This window comes from Desulfovibrio fairfieldensis, from assembly GCF_001553605.1.
GTDB classification, from domain to species: domain Bacteria; phylum Desulfobacterota; class Desulfovibrionia; order Desulfovibrionales; family Desulfovibrionaceae; genus Desulfovibrio; species Desulfovibrio fairfieldensis.
Window position 1 is genome coordinate 3,601,302 of the sequence record NZ_CP014229.1, and the last position, 18,180, is coordinate 3,619,481.

17 protein-coding genes are annotated in these 18,180 nt (G+C 57.4%); 4 read left to right on the top strand and 13 right to left on the bottom strand.

Annotation, left to right across the window (positions count from 1 at the left end; genetic code table 11):
- Nucleotides 1-5: 5 nt before the first annotated feature.
- The 13 genes from AXF13_RS15270 to AXF13_RS15320 form a co-directional block, all read right to left on the bottom strand.
- A complete protein-coding gene (locus AXF13_RS15270) occupies nucleotides 6-248 on the bottom strand; it encodes a hypothetical protein (protein ID WP_062254516.1) in 243 nt (80 codons plus the stop codon).
- Nucleotides 249-333: 85 nt separating this feature from the next.
- Nucleotides 334-1,038, bottom strand: coding sequence for an ERF family protein (locus AXF13_RS15275; RefSeq protein ID WP_062254518.1), 705 nt, complete (start codon nucleotides 1,036-1,038; stop codon nucleotides 334-336).
- Nucleotides 1,039-1,184: 146 nt separating this feature from the next.
- Nucleotides 1,185-1,862, bottom strand: a complete 678-nt coding sequence (locus AXF13_RS15280) for an energy transducer TonB (protein WP_190276360.1) — start codon at nucleotides 1,860-1,862, stop codon at nucleotides 1,185-1,187.
- Nucleotides 1,863-2,007: 145 nt separating this feature from the next.
- Nucleotides 2,008-2,970, bottom strand: a complete 963-nt coding sequence (locus tag AXF13_RS15285) for an ABC transporter substrate-binding protein (protein ID WP_062254523.1) — start codon at nucleotides 2,968-2,970, stop codon at nucleotides 2,008-2,010.
- Entirely contained in the window at nucleotides 2,967-4,991 is a 2,025-nt protein-coding gene (locus AXF13_RS15290; RefSeq protein ID WP_062254525.1) for a magnesium chelatase subunit D family protein, read from the bottom strand. Before AXF13_RS15290 ends, AXF13_RS15285 begins: the two co-directional genes overlap by 4 nt.
- Nucleotides 4,988-5,995: a magnesium chelatase ATPase subunit I gene (locus AXF13_RS15295; protein ID WP_062252369.1), complete on the bottom strand. Its 1,008-nt coding sequence runs from the start codon at nucleotides 5,993-5,995 to the stop codon at nucleotides 4,988-4,990. The genes AXF13_RS15290 and AXF13_RS15295 overlap by 4 nt, the downstream gene beginning before the upstream one ends.
- Nucleotides 5,992-9,897 (bottom strand): cobaltochelatase subunit CobN, encoded by a 3,906-nt coding sequence (gene cobN, locus AXF13_RS15300; protein WP_062252368.1) that lies wholly within the window; start codon nucleotides 9,895-9,897, stop codon nucleotides 5,992-5,994. The genes AXF13_RS15295 and cobN overlap by 4 nt, the downstream gene beginning before the upstream one ends.
- Before the next feature lie 41 nt (nucleotides 9,898-9,938).
- On the bottom strand, nucleotides 9,939-11,912 hold the full coding sequence (locus AXF13_RS15305; RefSeq protein ID WP_062252366.1) for a TonB-dependent receptor plug domain-containing protein: 1,974 nt from the start codon (nucleotides 11,910-11,912) through the stop codon (nucleotides 9,939-9,941).
- A 116-nt stretch (nucleotides 11,913-12,028) separates the two neighbouring features.
- Complete coding sequence (locus AXF13_RS15310) at nucleotides 12,029-12,826, bottom strand: ABC transporter ATP-binding protein (RefSeq protein ID WP_083522133.1); 798 nt, start codon at nucleotides 12,824-12,826, stop codon at nucleotides 12,029-12,031.
- Complete coding sequence (locus tag AXF13_RS15315; RefSeq protein WP_062254527.1) at nucleotides 12,826-13,833, bottom strand: FecCD family ABC transporter permease; 1,008 nt, start codon at nucleotides 13,831-13,833, stop codon at nucleotides 12,826-12,828. Before AXF13_RS15315 ends, AXF13_RS15310 begins: the two co-directional genes overlap by 1 nt.
- 370 nt (nucleotides 13,834-14,203) lie before the next feature.
- Nucleotides 14,204-14,524, bottom strand: coding sequence for a hypothetical protein (locus tag AXF13_RS17300; protein ID WP_150116200.1), 321 nt, complete (start codon nucleotides 14,522-14,524; stop codon nucleotides 14,204-14,206).
- A gap of 58 nt (nucleotides 14,525-14,582) precedes the next feature.
- Nucleotides 14,583-14,732: a hypothetical protein gene (locus AXF13_RS17480; protein WP_223299940.1), complete on the bottom strand. Its 150-nt coding sequence runs from the start codon at nucleotides 14,730-14,732 to the stop codon at nucleotides 14,583-14,585.
- Nucleotides 14,733-15,294: 562 nt separating this feature from the next.
- Nucleotides 15,295-15,639, bottom strand: a complete 345-nt coding sequence (locus AXF13_RS15320; RefSeq protein ID WP_062254529.1) for a helix-turn-helix domain-containing protein — start codon at nucleotides 15,637-15,639, stop codon at nucleotides 15,295-15,297.
- Nucleotides 15,640-15,931: 292 nt separating this feature from the next.
- Between AXF13_RS15320 and AXF13_RS16945 the strand changes: the two genes are divergently transcribed.
- The 4 genes from AXF13_RS16945 (at nucleotide 15,932) to AXF13_RS15335 (ending at nucleotide 18,177) form a co-directional block, all read left to right on the top strand.
- Nucleotides 15,932-16,126, top strand: coding sequence for a hypothetical protein (locus AXF13_RS16945; RefSeq protein WP_150116201.1), 195 nt, complete (start codon nucleotides 15,932-15,934; stop codon nucleotides 16,124-16,126).
- 58 nt (nucleotides 16,127-16,184) lie between these two features.
- Complete coding sequence (locus AXF13_RS15330) at nucleotides 16,185-17,135, top strand: helix-turn-helix transcriptional regulator (RefSeq protein ID WP_062254533.1); 951 nt, start codon at nucleotides 16,185-16,187, stop codon at nucleotides 17,133-17,135.
- A 197-nt stretch (nucleotides 17,136-17,332) separates the two neighbouring features.
- Nucleotides 17,333-17,506: a hypothetical protein gene (locus AXF13_RS17180; RefSeq protein WP_190276361.1), complete on the top strand. Its 174-nt coding sequence runs from the start codon at nucleotides 17,333-17,335 to the stop codon at nucleotides 17,504-17,506.
- Between the two features lie 284 nt (nucleotides 17,507-17,790).
- Nucleotides 17,791-18,177: a tellurite resistance TerB family protein gene (locus tag AXF13_RS15335; RefSeq protein ID WP_062254534.1), complete on the top strand. Its 387-nt coding sequence runs from the start codon at nucleotides 17,791-17,793 to the stop codon at nucleotides 18,175-18,177.
- Nucleotides 18,178-18,180: the final 3 nt, after the last annotated feature.

Here is an 18,180-nt window from a genome sequence, read left to right on the forward strand (position 1 = left end):
CCTCCTTATTCCACCAACTCAAAATATTCATGGGGGACAGGCCAACCCGGCTCCCCGTCGAACTCGTCTGTCGTGTGTAGGCTGCGCAGCAATATTTCTTTATCTTCGGTCGGCAGTTCATTGAAATTGGGGTGTGGCATTAATTCCACAGACTTGTAATAGACGCACTCCTTCTGTGTGACGAAAACAGCTCTGGCCCAGCCATCCATACCGGCGAATTTGATGCTGATTCTGTTTGTGTCTTCCATTTTCGTTCTCCATTTTTGTTGGTTATAAAACAGTAAGAGGGCTACCCGAAGGCAGCCCTCTCATTGTGGTGCTGTGTGATTGTACTTACGCGGTATCGGCATATTTCCACCAGACCTTGCGTTGCGCGTTCCAACGAAAGCCCGCGCCGGAGAGAATTTCCTTTCGGGACTGGGTATTGCCCGTGGCAATGATGCAGTCCCGCCCGTCCTGAGCCGTTACGACCTGGTATGCGATTCCCTCCAGTTGGGGCAGATTTTCAAGTCGCGCTGACGGGCCGTTTGCGGCCTTCGAATCTTCCTTCCCTTGTGACAGGCAGTAATTTTGTACTTTTTGCGACTGGGGGCAATTTGTGGCCCGTTTCGCGCGAGCGCCCGATTTTTGTCCCGTTTTAGCCCCCTCTCCGTCATCATCCTCGGTCACCATGCCCAGCATGGCGGTCAGGGAATAGCGGCGAAGATATGTCATGGCCGATCCCATACCTTGCGGATCGGCCTTGGGCAGCGGAACCACCGCCAACGAACTCTGCCACTGACCGGACTCTGCATGTGTGAGCTTGGTGACGAGGCCGAGGCAACCGGGCTCATCTACCGGCACCGGGTACTGACAAAGCCAGATGCCGTTATCGAGAAGAGCGGCACGGCACGCGGCCATGACGCTCTTCAGACTGGCATACCAGGATTTGGTGAAAGGGTTTTCCGAATCCTTTGGGATTGGTTGAAGTTGTCGCTGTACATTGAGCAGGGCCTTGGCCAATTCCGTAATCTCTAATGAGTGGCATGTGACATTCATATTTTCCTCCTGATTACTGCCACAGAAAGTCAAAGCTCCTGCCATGGCGGGCAAGAGCTTAGAAGACATCACCTTCCTCTTTCAGAGAAATAATATATCGACAGAATTTGTAGAATGACAGAAGCCGCTATTCTGCGCTTTACCGGCTATTCTTTCAAAACAAAGAGCATGGGAATAAGCACCACGCAGGGAACAGGTTTGCCTTCGATACGGGCAGGCGCAAAGGTGGATGCCTGTATGCAGTTCAGCGCGGCCGCGCCGAAGTCCGCATGGTCGGTCCGTATTACACGGGCGCGCAGCAGCTTGCCTTCCCCATCCAGATAAGCTTCCACCACGGCCTTGCCTTCCAGGTTGCGTCGTTGCGCCGCGCGCGGGTAGCGCAATGGAGCCTGCCGCAGGAAGCGGGGGCCGCCGCCAGCATTCCAGGCCATAACCTGCGGCTGTGGTGTACCCTCTATCGGGACCATGCCGGGTATGTCTGTTCCTAGGCCGCCTTGTTTCTCCGTTGGCTGCTGTTTCGCCGCGTTTTCTATAGAACGGTGCCCGGAGGTTTTCACAGGCGGCACAATTGGTTCTTTTTCAAATTTTTTATGACGGGGCTTTGCGGCGGTTTTGTTTTTTCTGACATGTTCCCGGCGCTGCACGGTCTGCCGGACTGGCACAGCCTGTTCCGGCTTCTGTTCCTCAACGGCAGAAGATTCCTCAGCGGTAGCCGTTGCCTTTGCGGCCTGTTCCGGCAACTGCGGACTGGTCCGGTCCGGCAAATTCGCCATATCCGTATTACCGGCGGTCCCGGTTCCCGCAGGAGCCCAGCTGACCGTCAATACGCCGCCGGACTGCACCGGCAGATAGTCCGGCAGAGCCAAAGCCGCCGCCAACAGACTGACGACCAGAACCCCATGCAGCAGAAATGAAAGTCCCATTGCCAGCACTGCCGGGATTTCTTTCCGCTTTGCCGGAGGAAGCGGATTAAGGGACAGCAAGAGCGCCTCCCGCGCTGTCTTCTTGGAACAGATGCAGATACTCTTTGTGCAAAGCTTGCGCATTGGTTTTGCATGCCGCTTCGGGGTAAAATGCCTCCACCAGCGCCGCCATGCCCACTACCCAGCGTGGGCCGCCCAGAATGTCGGCTGAAATGGCATATACCCGACCGTCTCGGGCGGCGGGCACATCCTGCCAGCCGATACGAGCCGACAGCTCCGCACGCGCTTTTTTCAATTGCTCAAGTCCTTTTTGGGTATCCAGTGAGGAAAGAGAAACGCTTTTAATCACCACATCGGGGTGTTGCTCCACGACCCATTCCATGCTGACCGGCGATGAGGCCGTGTGCAATCGACTTGCCGGGTTGCGCCCTCCCGCTTTCAATGTCAGCTCAAAAAGGGCAGAACCGGGACCCGCCAACCGATCCGGCGCAAAATGCTCGGCCAGCACGGCTGGCTGTGCCACGCCTGCGGGGATACTTGCATGCAGGCGCGCTTCCGCTTGCCGGACCCAGTTCAGGTAGTCTTTTCCTCTGGCAACGGCTTTCTCTCCCAGCAGCTCGGCCAGAGCATGCACGCCCCACGTCAGGTTTTCCGGCAAATGCATATCCAGACGTAGAACGCGGATGCCAAAGGGTTCAAGACGGCGCTCCAGTTCCGGGCCAGGATAGCCTTTCCAAGTCACCACCACATCCGGCCCCAGAGCCGCGATGGCCTCAAGATTTGGTGAGAATCCTTTGCCGACGCCGGGGATTTTTGCTGCTTCCGGCAAAAGTGCGCTTCGTTCGGCGGCATGCTGGGAAACGCCCACCACCTGAGCCATGCCGCCCAGCAGCCGGACCACCTCTAGCGCGTCTACGGGAAGAACAACAAGGCGCGTCGCAGCTTGGATCTGTGAGGCACAAAACAACAGCCACAGACAGCAGTATAAGAGTGTTTTCTGCAGCATCATTCAGCGATGCTCCGTACAAGGCCCATCAGTGTGGAGGCGCGCAGAGCCTCCACCGGCAGATATCCAGCTCCCATGACTTCCGCCAGTTGCCGGGCTTGGCCGAACTGCAGCAGTCCTCCCTGCTCCACGTCAACGACCAGAGAATACACGCGCGCATCCCGTGCGATACGGCGGGCTTCGTCCAAAGCTGCGTCCAGAGCCGAACCTGTCTCCAGGGAAGGCGTAACATTAGCTCTGCCGTCTGAAATAACGACCAGAATCGGCCGGGTGTCCGGATTTTTCCGCAAGGCGTTGCCAATAACGCGTCTGGCTTCCCTCAGGCCGTCGGCAAGAGGCGTGCGCCCTCCGGTAGGCAGATCCTGCAGTTCCTTTGAAGCAAGTTCTACGCTGCCTGTGGGCTGCAGCAGCGTTTGGCCCCGTTGGCCGCGAAAGGCCACCAGCGAAACCTGATCCCGTTTTTGATAGGCATGCAGCAGGAGAGACAGGACGGCGCTTTTGACCTCACGCATGCGGCTGGCTGCGCCCATGGAGCTGGAGGCGTCCACGGCGAAGACAATGAGATTGCCCATATGACGTTCTCGACGTTTATAGCGCCAATCATCAGGTCGTACACGCACACGCAGAGGCGGCCTGATGTTTTCTTCATGCACGGCTATTCGCAGGGCTGCGGCCCGGATTGTGGGTTCCAGAGCTATGTCCGGCGGCATGCCTTGCAGGAGCGGACGCGCTGAATAACCGACGCAACGTCCACTTTTCTGCGCGGTACGCGTCCGGCTGTGGCGGCCGGAGCCGTTACGCAGACGTTTGTCCATGGGCGGTCGCAGCGGCCTCACCTGATAGGGACTGCCCGCAGCGAAAATTTGTTCGCGCTCCGTGCCTGCCGGAAGGTCAGGCTCGTGGGATATCCCATCACGGCCAACGATATCCCCGCCCGCTATGTCGGGAGGCTGAGCTTGCCCGTGGAGGGTTTGTCCATCTGCCTTTCGCTGCTTCTCCTGTCCCGGCTTTGGCGCTTCCTTGCGTTCTTTCGACTCATGGGCGGAAGGAGCGCTCATACGCCGCCGGTGAGTCAGAGCCATGACAGCGGCTTCCTGCACATGCTCGCCGCGTACGGTAGTACAGCCGTCCAGCGCGGCCAGAGCCCGCGCTGTGCGCAACAGTGCCAGCTCACCCCTGTGCCCGGCGCAACGCGCTTCCGCGACCAACAGGACAATATCTCTCAGAAGCGCTTCCGGCACACGCAGTCCGGGCAGCAGATTACGCCCCTCTCGCAGTTGGTCGGCCAGAGCCTTTTGAGCCGTCTCCCATTGTGCCTTGAACAGTACGGGGGCGGCGTCAAAGGCTTCTCTCCGCCGCAGGATTTCCAGTCTCAGGAACGGATCTTCCGGGGCCAGCACATCCACGCACAGCCCGAAACGGTCCAGTAGTTGCGGACGCAGGGGGCCTTCTTCGGGATTCATGCTCCCGATCAGGGCAAAACAGGCGGCATGTCCAACAGTACAGCCGTCGCGTTCCAGCTTGTTGACGCCGCTGGAGCAGACATCCAGCAGCAAATCAACAAGCTGGTCGGGGAGTAGATTGATTTCATCCACATACAGCATGCCCTGATGGGCGGCTGCCAGCAGGCCCGGCTGAACCACGCGCCGACCGCCACGCAAAGCCGCTTCGGTATCCAGGCCGCCTGTCAGCCTGTCCTCCGTGGCGGAAAGCGGCAGCGTTATAAGGGGAGCGCATACGACATCCACAGGCAAGGGACCTCTTGCCGCCGCCCGCGCGCAGTCCGGGCAGAGCGGACCCTGCGGAGAGCAGCGCCACGGGCAGTTCGCCACCACGGAAACAGACGGCAAAAGTTTCGCCAGTGCACGCACCGCCGTGGATTTCGCCGTGCCTTTCTGACCACGCAGCAAGACGCCGCCGATATCCGGGCACAGTGCGTTTGCCAGCAACGCGCGGCGCATGAGGGGCTGGCCCGTCAGCGCAGTAAAGGGAAACAGATGCCGTGAGGGCGCTGCCGCGTTCATGGGCGAGTCCCGCCCACCGCCTCAAAAGGTTTGCGGCGCATCCGGTGCGGAAGGACCAAAGAGGCCGCTTTGTGCACGTCCTCCAGCCGGACTTCCCTGCGCCCATCCAGGGCCACGAGGGTTTTAGCGGTTTTGAGCATAACGATGTCGGCGCGATGACCATCCACCTGGGCGGCAATGGCTTGTTCCACCACGGCGCGCATGCAGGCCTCGTCGGCTTGTACATCCGATAGCAGGCGGCGGGCCGTCATGACGCTTTCAGCTAGAGTCCTGTCCTTTTCCTGCCAGCGTTCGCAAAATTCCACCGGATCGCGTTCAAAGTCCATACGACGGGTCATGACAGCCATGCGCTGTTCCGGCTCAGCCATGCCGCGCACTTCCACGCAAAGACCGAAACGGTCCAGTAATTGCGGCCGCAGTTCGCCTTCTTCCGGATTCATTGTGCCCACCAGGGTGAAACGCGCCGGATGCGACCATGAAAGCCCTTCACGTTCCACGGTATTTACGCCCATGGCCGCAGCGTCCAGAAGCACGTCCACCAGATGGTCGTCCAGCAGGTTCACCTCGTCCACATAGAGGATGCCCCTGTTTGCGGCGGCCAGCAGGCCGTGCTCGAAACGGCGGCGGCCGTCGGCCAAGGCCGCTTCCATATCCAGCGAGCCTACCACGCGGTCTTCGCCGGCTCCCACGGGCAGTTCGGTCACGCGCACCCGCCGTTGTTCCCTGGGCAATTCGCCGGTAGAGGAAAGCATTTCACGGCACAGCGGGCACAGCGTGTCCGCGTCGTCAGGGTCGCAGGCGCAGGGACAGCCCCGCACCACGTCCATCTCGGGCAGAATGGCCGCCAGAGCCCGCACCGCGGTAGATTTGGCCGTGCCCTTTTCTCCGCGCACTAATACGCCGCCGATGCCGGGATTGACCACATTGAGCAGCAGCGCCTCCTTTAAAGCCTCCTGTCCCACAATGGCGGAAAACGGGTAGGAATGCGGCCGGATCATGCTCATATCTTGTCCTCACTGTCCTGCATATCTGTGTTTGGAGCCACGATGACGTCTATGCCGCCGCCTTGAAAACTGCTGCCGAAGGCTTCCGTGCGTTCCTCCAGCCAACCCTCCATGTCCAGATAGTTCTGGCGCAGGGCGTCCAGCACTTCCGGGTCGGCCTGCCATACGCCCCTAGCCTGGGCCTCCAGCAAGCGGCGGGCGATTTCTTCCAGAGCCCAGGGATTGTGCTCTTCAAAAAAGGCGCGGTTTTCCGCATCCAGCACAAAGGTGCGCGCCATGTCGTCAAAAATTCCGTCATCCACTAAGCCGGTGGTAGCGTCCCAGCCGTAGACGCGCCCGGCGCGTTTGGCCATATCGCCCGCGCCCTTGTAGCCGTGGCGTTTCATGCCCGCTATCCAGCGCGGATTGAGCAGTTTACCGCGTACCACCCGGCGGATTTCATCGGCCATGTCCCGCACCCGCACGTGCCGGGGTTCGCGCGTATCGCCATAGTAAACCCGCACGGGATGCCCGCTCAGATGCGAGGCGGCCGCCGTCATGCCTCCGTGAATGCCGTAAATGGCGCAGCAGTTGAGCAGGTCGTGTTCGTCGCTGACCACCTTGTTGTAGGTGATGTCCACATTGGAAAGGCTGGCCGTCAGTGCGGGAACCTCCTCCTCTCCCCAAACGCCGTTGCCATAGGCATAGCCGTTCCAGCGTAAAAAGACGTCGGCCAGATCCGCTTCCGTACGCCAGGCCGACGCGTGAACCGCCAAATCAACACCGCCCTGGTAGACGCCGGGACGGGAAGAAAACACGCGCAATGTAGCCTTACGCCAGGCGCTCTGATCTTCTTCCGGCTGTTGCCACTGCTTCAGGCGTTCACGGCAGTGCTTGCGCACGGAATTTCCCTCATCATCCTCATCCAGCGTCGCCACCGCCTGTACAGCATTGTCCAGAAAGCGCACGGCCTCGGGAAAGGAGTCGCGCAACAGGCCGGAGACCCGCACGGTAACGTCGATGCGCGGTCTGCCAAGTTCCTTCAGGGGGATGACCTCATGTCCGTCGACCACTCCGCCGCGCCAGACTGGCCGAACTCCCAGCAGGGCCAGCAACTGGCCCAGGCCTTCGCCGTCGCTCCACATCAGGTCGTTGCACATCCAGAACATGGCCACGTTTTCAGGATAGCGGCCTTCTTCCTTCAGATGCTTGTCCAAAATGCCGTTCGCCAGGTTGCACCCCACGCGCCAAGCCGCTTCCGTGGGAAGGCGGCGGGGATCCAGGGTATAGGAATTGCGGCCCGTGGGCAGAATGTCGTCACGTCCGCGCGCCAGCAGACCGGACGGACCGGGCGTCACGTATCCCCCGGCCAGAGCGTGCAGAAAGGAAGCGCGTTCCTCTGAGGCGTCCAGACGGGCCGCCAGGTCGCGGACGCGTGTGAGCAACCCGCGCAATGCGCCGCGCAAGGACGCGGGAAGGTCCGGCATCAGTGCCGCCAGCCGCGCATCGGCTTCCCCGGCAGGCAGGGGCAACAGTTCCAGCAAGACTGCGGTAAAAGCGGCCCCTTCCTCATCCAGACGCTGCAACAAGGTTCCACGATCCGGTTCAGAGGCTGATTCCAGTTCTGCGGAAGGGGCCGACAGAGCGTCAAAATCCAACCCGTTGAAGGCGCAGAGCAGGCGGCGCAGACTCGACGGATTACCGGTATCGTGCCGCAGGAGGGTATAGATGAAGTCCGCCCGCGTTTTGTCCGTCGGGAGTTCTCCCAACACGTGCAGGCCGACGTCCACCCTGGTCGTACGCAATAGGTCCAACGTCTCATGCAACCGGGCCGCCAGGATAGCGAAATCCGTCTGTGGATTCTTTTGCAGCAGATCTTTTTCCACATCGGCCAGTCCGGCGGACCGCGCGGCCTCGCGCACCAGATGCTCCAACTGATGCGCACGAGACGGATCGCGCCTGCGGACTTCCGCCCACTGTCCCAGATGATTGTCCAGGGCCTCCAGCTTTTCATCAAGCCCGCCGGTTACCTGCGGCGGGCGCATGTGATTGACCAGCGTGGCATAGGCGCGACGCTTGGCGATCACGGCCTCGGCTGGATTGTCGGCGTTATAGATGTAGAGGTGCGGCACTTCGTGAAGTGTCGTGTCGGGCAGACAGGCGGCGGAAAGTCCGACGGCCTTTCCCGGCAGAAATTCCAGCGTGCCGTGGGTACCCACATGTACGACGGCATCCGCGCCGAAACCGTCCTGCAACCAGCGGTAGGTGGCCAGATACTGGTGCGGGGGAGGAATATCCGGATCGTGCAGGATGCGGCAGACCTGGCCGTCACAGCGGGAACCCGCGCAACCGCGTTTGGGTTGCACGCAAACCACGGCATTGCCCAGAGAGATGCCCGTCACCAGCAGATGTCCGTCAAGGGTCATGGCCGGAGGCTGACCGTCCTTGCCCTGTCCGGGAGGCCCCCATGCCTCGTCCACGCGGCGGCGTACTTCTTCGGGCCAGGCGGCGGCCCATTCCTGATATTGCGCCAGAGGCACGCGCGCCAGTATGCCACCCTTGCCCTCTATTTCCCGCGCCGTGGTCCAGCGAAACTCGCTGACGGCCTTGCGGTCCAGAATCATGCGCATCAGGGCCTCGCCGCTTTCCGGCACTGCAACGGCATAGCCGGCGTCGCGCATGTCGCGCAGCAGGGCATGCAACGAAGCCGGCGTGTCCAGTCCGGCCGCGCCGCCCACGGTGCCCTCGGCCGAGGAACAGGGATCATTATGTAGAATGAAAGCCACGCGCCGCTGTGCCACGGGTTTATCGCGCAGGCGCAGCCAGCGTTCCACACGGGCCGCCAGACGCTGCACACGTTCCGGCAGGGGCATGCGGTAGGCCACATCGCCCAGACTTTTTTCCGGGACTGTGCCGCCCAGAAAAAATGGCTCCACAACCCCTTCAAATTCCGGCAAGGCCACAGCCCAAGCCACTTCAGAACCGAGCCCCTGTGGGTCGGCCTGCCAAGCTTCCACTGTTTTTGAGGATGAAAATACCGGTTGGAAAACCGGCACACCCAGCCGACGGAAAAGGCGTACATTGTCCCTGGCCGGGGAATCGTCGCCCACAAAGGCAGGGGCTTCCTCTTCCATGCCCTTTTCGCGGGAGAAGTAGGGCAGAAGTTTGATCAGGGCATCCACCCGGCTTTGCCCCTGTGGATCAAGGAAGACTTCCTTGGCCCATCTGGTCCCTCCCCTGTTGCCCAGCGCCGCATCGCGCAAAGCATTGGCGAAGGCGGGCAGAACGCGCAGCCCTTTATTTTCCAGAGCGCGTACCAGGGATTCTTCCGCTTGGGTCATGGCGTTGACCCAGTAGTGCCGTCCGAAAAGCAGGCCCACCGTGTCCCCGCACAGCCCTTTCTGTTCCGCATGTCCCGCATACCAGTCAAGGTAGGCGCTGACACCGTCAAAAGCGGGCACTGGCGCGTCCGGGTGCCAGAGTCCTTCCCAGAGCATGGCGCGCGGTTCTGGCAGCGTGGCGATATCGTCGCCGCGAGCGAGTGCTTTCATAAAGCGCAACAGGGTTTCCGTATTGTCCGCGCCGCCGTAGGACAGATAGCGGTAGGCCCTTTCTGCCTCCTGCGGCGACACCGAGGACAATGCCCAGGCTGCGGGGTCCGAAGCGACGCAGATCACCGGCAGATGTTCTCCGGCCCCGCGCAGGGGATCGTCCAGTGTGTTCCAGACTGTGTCAGATCCCCGGAATACAAAGACGGCCCCGGCATCCTCAACGGCCTGAATGCAGTCTTCCGGGCGTTCCTCAAGGTCGCGCGAACAGAACACGCGAACGGCAACGCCTTCCCCCAGGGATTTCGCCGCCTCCCGCAGCATGGCGGCATGGCTTGACCAGACAATGCAGGTCAGAATCGTTGGTATTTCCATTATATTGCGCCTCCGGACATGCCCCTCCCGGATCTCAAGCATTAAAATCCTGCTTTTATACCCACAAAGGCCATGTTGGTGGGAATGCGGGACGTATTTGTATAACGCACCTCTTCCTTGGTGGTAGCGGCTAGCAGTTCCGCGTAGGGTTCCACCCACCAGTCCTGGAGGTCAAAGCGTTTTGAAATGCGCACTTCGCCCAGCCAGAAATTGCCTTCCTGATTGGCCTCCATATTGGCCTGATCCGTCCAGATGGGACCGGTCCAGGTGGCGCCCACACGCAGGGTGAACCAGTCCGGGTGAGCGAAAGTAAATCCCACGGTGGCCTTGGAAGTGGGGGTGAAGGGAATCTGGTTGCCCTTGTATTGTCCGGAAGTGATCTGCGGGTTCAGAATGGTGCCGTTGGCAAACAGGGTGAAATACTCCGTGGCCTTCCAACTGGCCTCGCCTTCCAGACCGGTGATCTGTACGCTGTCGATGTTTTGCTTTTGTGAAATGAAGTAATCACCTGTCTTTGTGTCGTCCTTGATGGAGGCGATATAATCCTCGGCCCAGGTGATGTAGCCTGTGACGCCAAAGGTCAGTTCCTTGAGCGGCGAAAAATCAAAACCCGCATCCAGGGTGCGCGAGAGTTCGGGCTTGAGGTCGGGGCTGCCTTTATACAAGGTGCTGCCGTAAACATATTCGCCGAAGCGTTCGTCCAGGCTGGCGGAGCGGAAGGCCTCGCCGTAATTGGCGCGGAAAACAAGCAGGCCGTCCCAGGGATTCACGCGGAGGCCCAGTTTGGGAGTGAGACGGTTGTCCACTTCAACGCCGTACTCTTTGCGCCAATTGCGTACCTTGCTGGTGGAATCCTTGTCATAGCCGTCCGTGCCGATGATGTCGTAGCGCAGGCCGGGAATGATCTGCACAGTGTTGCCGAACAGACTGATTTCATCCTGAATGTAACCGGCCAGGGTATACTGGCTGCCTCCTTTTTCACGGATGCGGTCTTTGTAGGTGGAGAGATGGGAATAATCCAGATCCTGATCCGAGCGTCCGTATGAGGCGGCAACGCCCATGGTGATCTGCTGGTGTTCTCCCCAGGCGAAGGTATTCTGCTGGTCAAGATTGTACTGTTCCTGCCTGGTAGGCGAAGTATAGTCCACACGTGTGCCTACTATACTGTCGTAATCCGTGTGCAGAAAGTCCGCGCGGAGAGCCAGGGAACTGTCCACTACGCCGAAGTCCTTGTGCAGGCGCAGGCCGAAACCTGTTTTGTGGTACTCGTACAGGCGGTAGTCATCGTCGAAATTGTATTGCCCGGTGCGCAGATTGGAGGCCAGATCGGCATTGACCGTGATGTCGGCCGTGTCGTCAAAGCGATAACCCACACGCGCCGCGCCCGTGACGTTGCGCACGCCGGTGCCGTCGTCATTATAGCCGGGCTTCTGATTGCTGGCGGCCTTGGAGCTGTGCTCCGGGATGCCGTTGAAGCCGTAGGAGGTCAGATAGCTGCCGGAAAGGGAATAATTGAATTTCCCCACCGCTCCGGCATGATACAGGCTGGAATCCCAAGTGTTATAACTGCCGTACTTGGTGTCCAGGGTGGCGGTGAAGCCCTCCTTGGGCGGGGTGCGGGTGATGATGTTGATAACGCCGCCCATGGCGCTGGAGCCGTAAAGCGCAGACGACGGCCCGCGCACCACTTCAATGCGCTCCACGGCATCCAGGTTGATGCTGTTCCACTCGAAAATGTTTGTTCCCGCAGGCATGGCAGGCATGCCGTCCACCAGTACCAGCACCCGTCCCTGGGTGTTGCCGCCCATGCCGCGAATGATGACCTTATTATAGGTGCTGCTGCCGAAAACGCTGCGGTCGCTGTCCACAGTGACGCCCGACATGGTCCGCAGGACGTCCAGTACGTTCTGGGCCGGGATCCGGTCAAGTTCCTTGCGGGTAACGACCGATACCGCTGCGGAGACGTCACCAAGGCTGTGTTTGGTTCTGGTAGCGGTGACGACAACGGGATTCATTTCCGCTTGCGCCGGATCCTCCGGTTCTGCCTGGACAGTGGACCACGGGGCAAGGCAACAGACGGCAAAACAGGCTGCTGACAGTGAGCGACAAAAGTTCACGAAACACTCCCAAGTTACGATTGCGTTGAAGAAGGAAACCACAGGGGAACTTGCCCGTCCTCTCCGTGGTAGGCCTGCATGGCTATGCCATACACAGCGCGCATGCGTCCGGGCGTAAGCACCGCCGCCGGGTCGCCGTGCGCTTCGAGGCGCGCTCCTTGCGGCGACGGTGCAAGGAGCGCTATGGTGTGTGCGAAACGTATGGCCAGATTCACATCGTGCAGTGAAAGCAGCACGCCGAGATTGCGCGTTTCCGCCACGCGGCGCGCCATATCCAGCACTTCAATCTGATGCCGCAGATCCAGACTGCTGACCGGTTCATCCAGCAACAGCCAATCCGTATCCTGCACCAGGGCTCGCGCCAAAGCCGTCTTTTGCCGCTGTCCGCCGGAAAGCGCCTCCAGAGGGCGTTGTGCCAGGGATTCCAGTCCCAGCCGGGCCAGCGTTTCGCCTGTGCGGGCAATGTCGTTTTTGTCGGGACCCCAGCGCATGTGGGGTTTGCGGCCCAGCAGCACAGCGTCGAATACTGTCATGGAAAAACGGGGGAGAGCCTCTTGCGGCACATAGGCCATGCGCTTGGCGCGCTTCCTGCCGGTCAGGCTGTGCAGGGGGACGCCCTCCAACAGAACTTCGCCGCCAGTGGGGCGCAGCAGGCCCAACAGAAGACGCAGAAACGTGGTTTTTCCCGCACCGTTGGGGCCGAGCAGGGCGCAAACCTCGCCGCGCCGCAGCGCCAGACTCACTGCGTCAAGTACGGGCGCGTGGCCGGAATAGCCAAAACTGAGGGTGCGCGCTTCCAACAGGGACGGCATTATAAGTCCCCCTCCCGTAATTGGCTGCGACGCAGCAAAAGCCAGAAAAAGAACGGTACGCCGAGAAATGCCGTGACAATGCCCACGGGGATGATCTGCGGCGTGAGAAGTGTTCTGGCCACGGTGTCGGAAAGGATCACCAGACCGGCACCGAAAAAGGCCGCGCCGGGAAGCAACAGACGGTGGTCGCCGCCGAGGCAAAATCTGGCCACATGCGGCGCGACCAGGCCGATGAAACCGATCACTCCGGTGAAGCAGATGGCTCCGGCGGTCATGAAGGAGGCGGCCAGGATGCCCAGGGTCCGCAGGCGTAATACGGATACCCCAAGGGAAGCCGCACTCTCTTCCCCGGCTGCCAGTGCATTGAAATCCCATGCCAGACGCAGGGCCAGCGGCAGCGGCAGTAGGATCATGCCTGCCGCCATGACTATTTCCGGCCAGCCTACGCGGCCGAGGTTGCCGAAACTCCAGAAGACGATGGCCTGCACCTGCTGTTCCGTGCCCAAATATTGCAGAAACGACGTTGCGGCGGAAAAAAGAAACATGACGGCGACGCCGCCCAGAATCAATGTTTCGGGGCGGCTGCCCCGGAGGCTGGCTATGCCCAGGATCGTCAGCGCGGTCAGCGCTGCGAAAAGAAAGGCGCTGGCCGCCATGTGCCAGATGCCGAAGGAACCGCCCACGATGACCAGGGCCGCACCGAAAGCGGCCCCGGAGGAAATGCCCAAAGTAAAGGGAGACGCCAGAGGATTGCGCAATACCGCTTGGGTAAGAATGCCCCCCATGGCGAGTCCGCCGCCCGCAAGAGCGCCCATGATCACGCGCGGCAGCCGTAACTGCCAGAAAATACGCGATTCAGAGGTCGGGACTTCGGCAAGGGGCAGAGACCAACCATGGGGACCAAGGCCGAGGCTCAGCAAAAGGGCTGCGCAGGCAAATCCGAGCAAGGCCGCCAGGGCAATATATTTGCGGCGGCGTTGGGCAAGAAAATCTGCGGTACTTTGCATAGGAACGTGTCTTAAATTGCCGGGAAGATCATGCCGCCGACGCTAAAAGTTACTTTTTTTAAAAACGTGTTATTATTGAACAGGGATAACACTAAAAAATTTTTTATGCTACCCAAACCATAACCGCTGGCTTTTCGGATCACTGGAATCAGAACCATGCATCATCTTGAGGAAAAATGCCTAGATGGCCTGTTGATACTGGCTTCCAGCCATAGCGGCAGGAGAACTTGCCCGACAACTGATATATCATAAAGGAGATCCGACGGTGAGCCGTCGGATCTCCTTGTACTATCGCTTTATGGTTGGGAATATATCGGAAGTGTAATACTTGTTGTCTTGTGTCTGCCAGCTATTCAGGACTGGTGATATCCTAATGTAATGATCGACACTTGGTAGCGCAAATTTTCAGGAAAACCGTCTCTCCGCAGCGCAGTACTGCTTTATAATCTCTGTCATATTTCGAAAATTCCTTACCTGCGCTCCATGAGATCCTCAATTCACCTCTGGCCAGCTTTTGCAACAGGCGCAGTAGGTTAACACGGGCGATATCATCCTTTTGCGGATGATGGAAGCAGACTTCCTGAATCAGCACCGCATCGTCTGGCTTTAGTCGCGTGAGTGCTGCGGCACCACGGGCCAGTATGGGTAAATCTTCCTTGAAGCGGGCCATGAGCACGGAAAAGGTGGCCATGGGGATGCTGGCGGTATGTCCCGGTCAATCATGTGCACCACCTGGGAGTCGCAAATCACTAGGTCGGTACTTCTCTGAAACGGTCCAGTGCAGCGGACAGCTCTCCTTCCGTCACCATCATGCAAAGTTTGCGACCGTCCAAACTGTCACGGATAGCCTGAGCCTGCGGCAGAATGTCCTTTGGGCGCGCCTGTATCAGTAGGCACACATCACCAGCAAGCCCTTTTTCGGCAGTAGATCATTGAGCAGGGGCGGCTGGCGCAGAACACGATCTAGTGCAAGATGCCCCAGAACCGCGCACCTCGTTGAGTTGGGGCCGTCGCAGGCCGAGACTCGGATAATCGGTATATCAGCTTTCAGGTCTTCCGGCCTGTTCCGCGTACTCTTGCCGCTTTTTCCTGAATGCCACGAACCGGCCTTGCTTATATTTTCGATGGAGGACACATCCACACACTAGATACTGACAAAGCTAGATGCCGCCGTCCAGAAGAGCGTCACGGTATGCAAATATGACGATCTTCAAACTGACATACCTGGATGTTGTAAAAATTCTTCGGCATCTTTGAGAGTGGGTTGCAGTTGCCACTGCACATGAGCAGGGCCTTGGCCAATTCCGTGATGTTCTGTGATTGATAGGCAGAATTCATATATCCTCCTGAATTTATCACCGTAAACCAAAAGCCTCCGCGTATAAGGCGGAGGCTTTGGCAGAATTATCATATCTGTTCAAAAGGATAATTTTTGTGGCCAGCGTTGACTGACGCAAAAAATCATGAACGCATGAGTTGAATGATCTTTTCGGCCATCAGTACGACCTCGCGTTTGGTGCAAAGGTCAATGGTATTAAAGGCAACTGAAGGGCCGACAGGGCTTGTCCGTTCTCGCTCTTCCTGAGTTTGAAACAACTCTGCAACCGGGCATTCAAGGAGTTCCGCCATTTGCTCCAGGCGAGGAAAGCGGGGGGCGACAAGTCCGCGTTCAATCCTTGAGAGCGAGTCTGCGCCAATTCCAAGCCGCTCGGCAAAAGCGGCTTGGTTCCAGCCCTTGAGCCTTCGCCGTGCGGTGATATTAGCACCCACAATCGTAGCTAGCCGCTGCTTTTTCCGTTCCGCCACGTTTTCCGCTCCTTTTTTGAGTGAAAAACGTTACGGGGAAAAATTAGGCTCTTAAACAGCATAAAAAACAAATATAGACATTTTATTCAATAACGAGTAGCAAAAAATCATAACTTGCTGGAAGGCTCCGCTTACTTTTGTTTTCGCTCTTTAACGAGAACAGTGATGAGGTGTGAATGTCATGAATCAATTTATCCATTGAAAAATTTGTGAGCATAACGACATTTCCGAAATCTGGAATAACCTGGAGTTATCTATCCAAACATACCACTTCCAACAAGGAGATGACGACATGTTTGGACGCATTTTGATTTTTGTCGGTGGCGTAATGGCTGGCTATTTGTTCCGAGAAGAAATTGGCCGGAGCCTTGATCGGCTTCAGAATGCCTGGGACAAGTGTGCCGCTGAAGAAGCAGATGAGAGGAATGCAGATGGGAACGAAGAGCCTGTAGCGCCGGTCGAAGGAAAGGAAGTAACCGCCCATTAGCAGTTGGTCCGCGCCGTGGAAGACAATGCCCACGGCAACGTACGATTGAAGGTAGGCCATGCCGCAAAAAATCGACCCAGACGCCACGCCGGGCATCAAGCTCTTACGTCTTTTCCGTAGGCTGTTCCTGGATGGACGCCGCCATTACCAGCAGGATTTGGCTGAAGAATTGCATTGCTCGGCGCAAACAATCATCCGCATGATCAGTGAGATTGAAAGCGTAGTGGGCGTTGCACTGCATTCCGGCTACGACAACCGCCGCCGCTGGTACCAATACGTTGCCGCTAGTGGGTGCCGTACTCTGGGGTTGAACTTCGAGGAATTGCGCTTCCTCGACATCTGCCGGGAAATGGCGTCAGAGATACTGCCCAAGCCCGTGCTGGAGTGCTTGGATGCGAGTCTTGAGCATCTAGCCCTACATCTGGCGGACCCGTCCCATACGAATCTTGGCAAGCAGTTCACCTTTTATGCCAAGGGGCGCATCGACTACACGCCTCATGCAGCACACATTGAAAAACTGATAGGGGCTGCCCAAGAAAGGCGTGTCTGCCTTGTCCGCTATAAAGCTCCAGGTCGTGAAACCGCGCGCGAGCATCGCTTTCTTCCTGTGCGCATAGCGGCCATGAATAACGCTCTCTATGCACTTGGCGGGCAGGTCGGCACACAATGCGACGTTGTGGAGCGACCCTGTAATCTGGCGATACACCGTGTGCACGATGTCATTATGACAGATAAGCATCTTAGCTTTAGCCTGCCGGAAGAAGGGAACAGTTTTGGCCTACCGTGGCATGAGCCATGTACTTTCACTATTCGCTTCAGCTCCAAGGTGGCTGAATATGTACGTGAGCGGGTCTGGGCTGATGAACAGCATATAGAAGATATAAGTGATGGGGGACTATTGCTTACTCTTACTACCCGTAGCAAACCTGAGTTAGATGCTTGGGTGCGCAGTTTTGGTGAAGATGCGGTAATGTACTCCAATAATATTATAAAATCTGTTTCAGCATAATGAAATTGCTGACTTATTCTCGGCATAAAAGGAAAATCTATGTTGCGGATAATTTTAGTCGTGGGAGTAGGCATAGCGCTCGGAACTATTGGCGTATCTTATCTGAAAGGTTTTCAAAAAGGGCTTCGAGATAATGAAAATAAACAGAACTCTTACTTGGAACCGAAAAAATTTTCACAATTCGTTAGAGAGGCCGCATGATTGTTCCTCCTCTGCCGTACCCCATGCCGCTGCCTTGGAAAATAGAGATAGCAGCAGTGATATTTTGCTTCTTCTTTTCCAATGATGAACGCATTAAAAAGAATATAAAAGTGCTTTGCGGATACGCTGACAAGCTTGGCTATGACCATGGGGAAAAATGGAAAAATTAATTGCGATCATATCCCTAACTTCGTTTTCTTGTTCACGCTGCGGAGCATGCTGTAGTCATCTAAGAGCGTTTGGCGATATATATTCAGATTTAGATGACGGGAATGGCATCTGTATTTTTTACGATAGCATCATGCATGCTTGCCTACAATACGAAACACGGCCTTTACGATGCCGTATTATTGAAGGATATGAATTTTTCAAGCAGTACATGTCTTTTGAAGAATATATCTTCAAGACAAAACAAGGCTGCGCCTATCTGCAAACTTTAATCTGAGGAGCAATTATGTTTTCAGAAAATTTTAATCCAAAACAGCAGGCAGTATTCTTAGGGCTACTTGACCGGCTTATTATGGCCGACGGCGTAATAACCGTCCATGAGGACGTCAAGATGCGGGAATTCCAAGCAGCTTTTCCAGACGTCATCGCCGAAGACATACCAGATGATATACTGAGAACTGTTTTTACAGCTCGCAGGGACAAAGTCGCTGTACTGCTTGAACTTCTTTCCGTCGCTTTAGCTGAAAGATCTCTGAATAAGGATGATGAACAATTTTTGGAAAAACTTTGCATTATGCTCGGCCTTTCTCAAAGAGATCTGGGCTGGATGCAGTCATGGGTAGAGAATATGATTTTTCTCATTAAGCAAGCTAACAAGTTTATGGAGGATTAAACT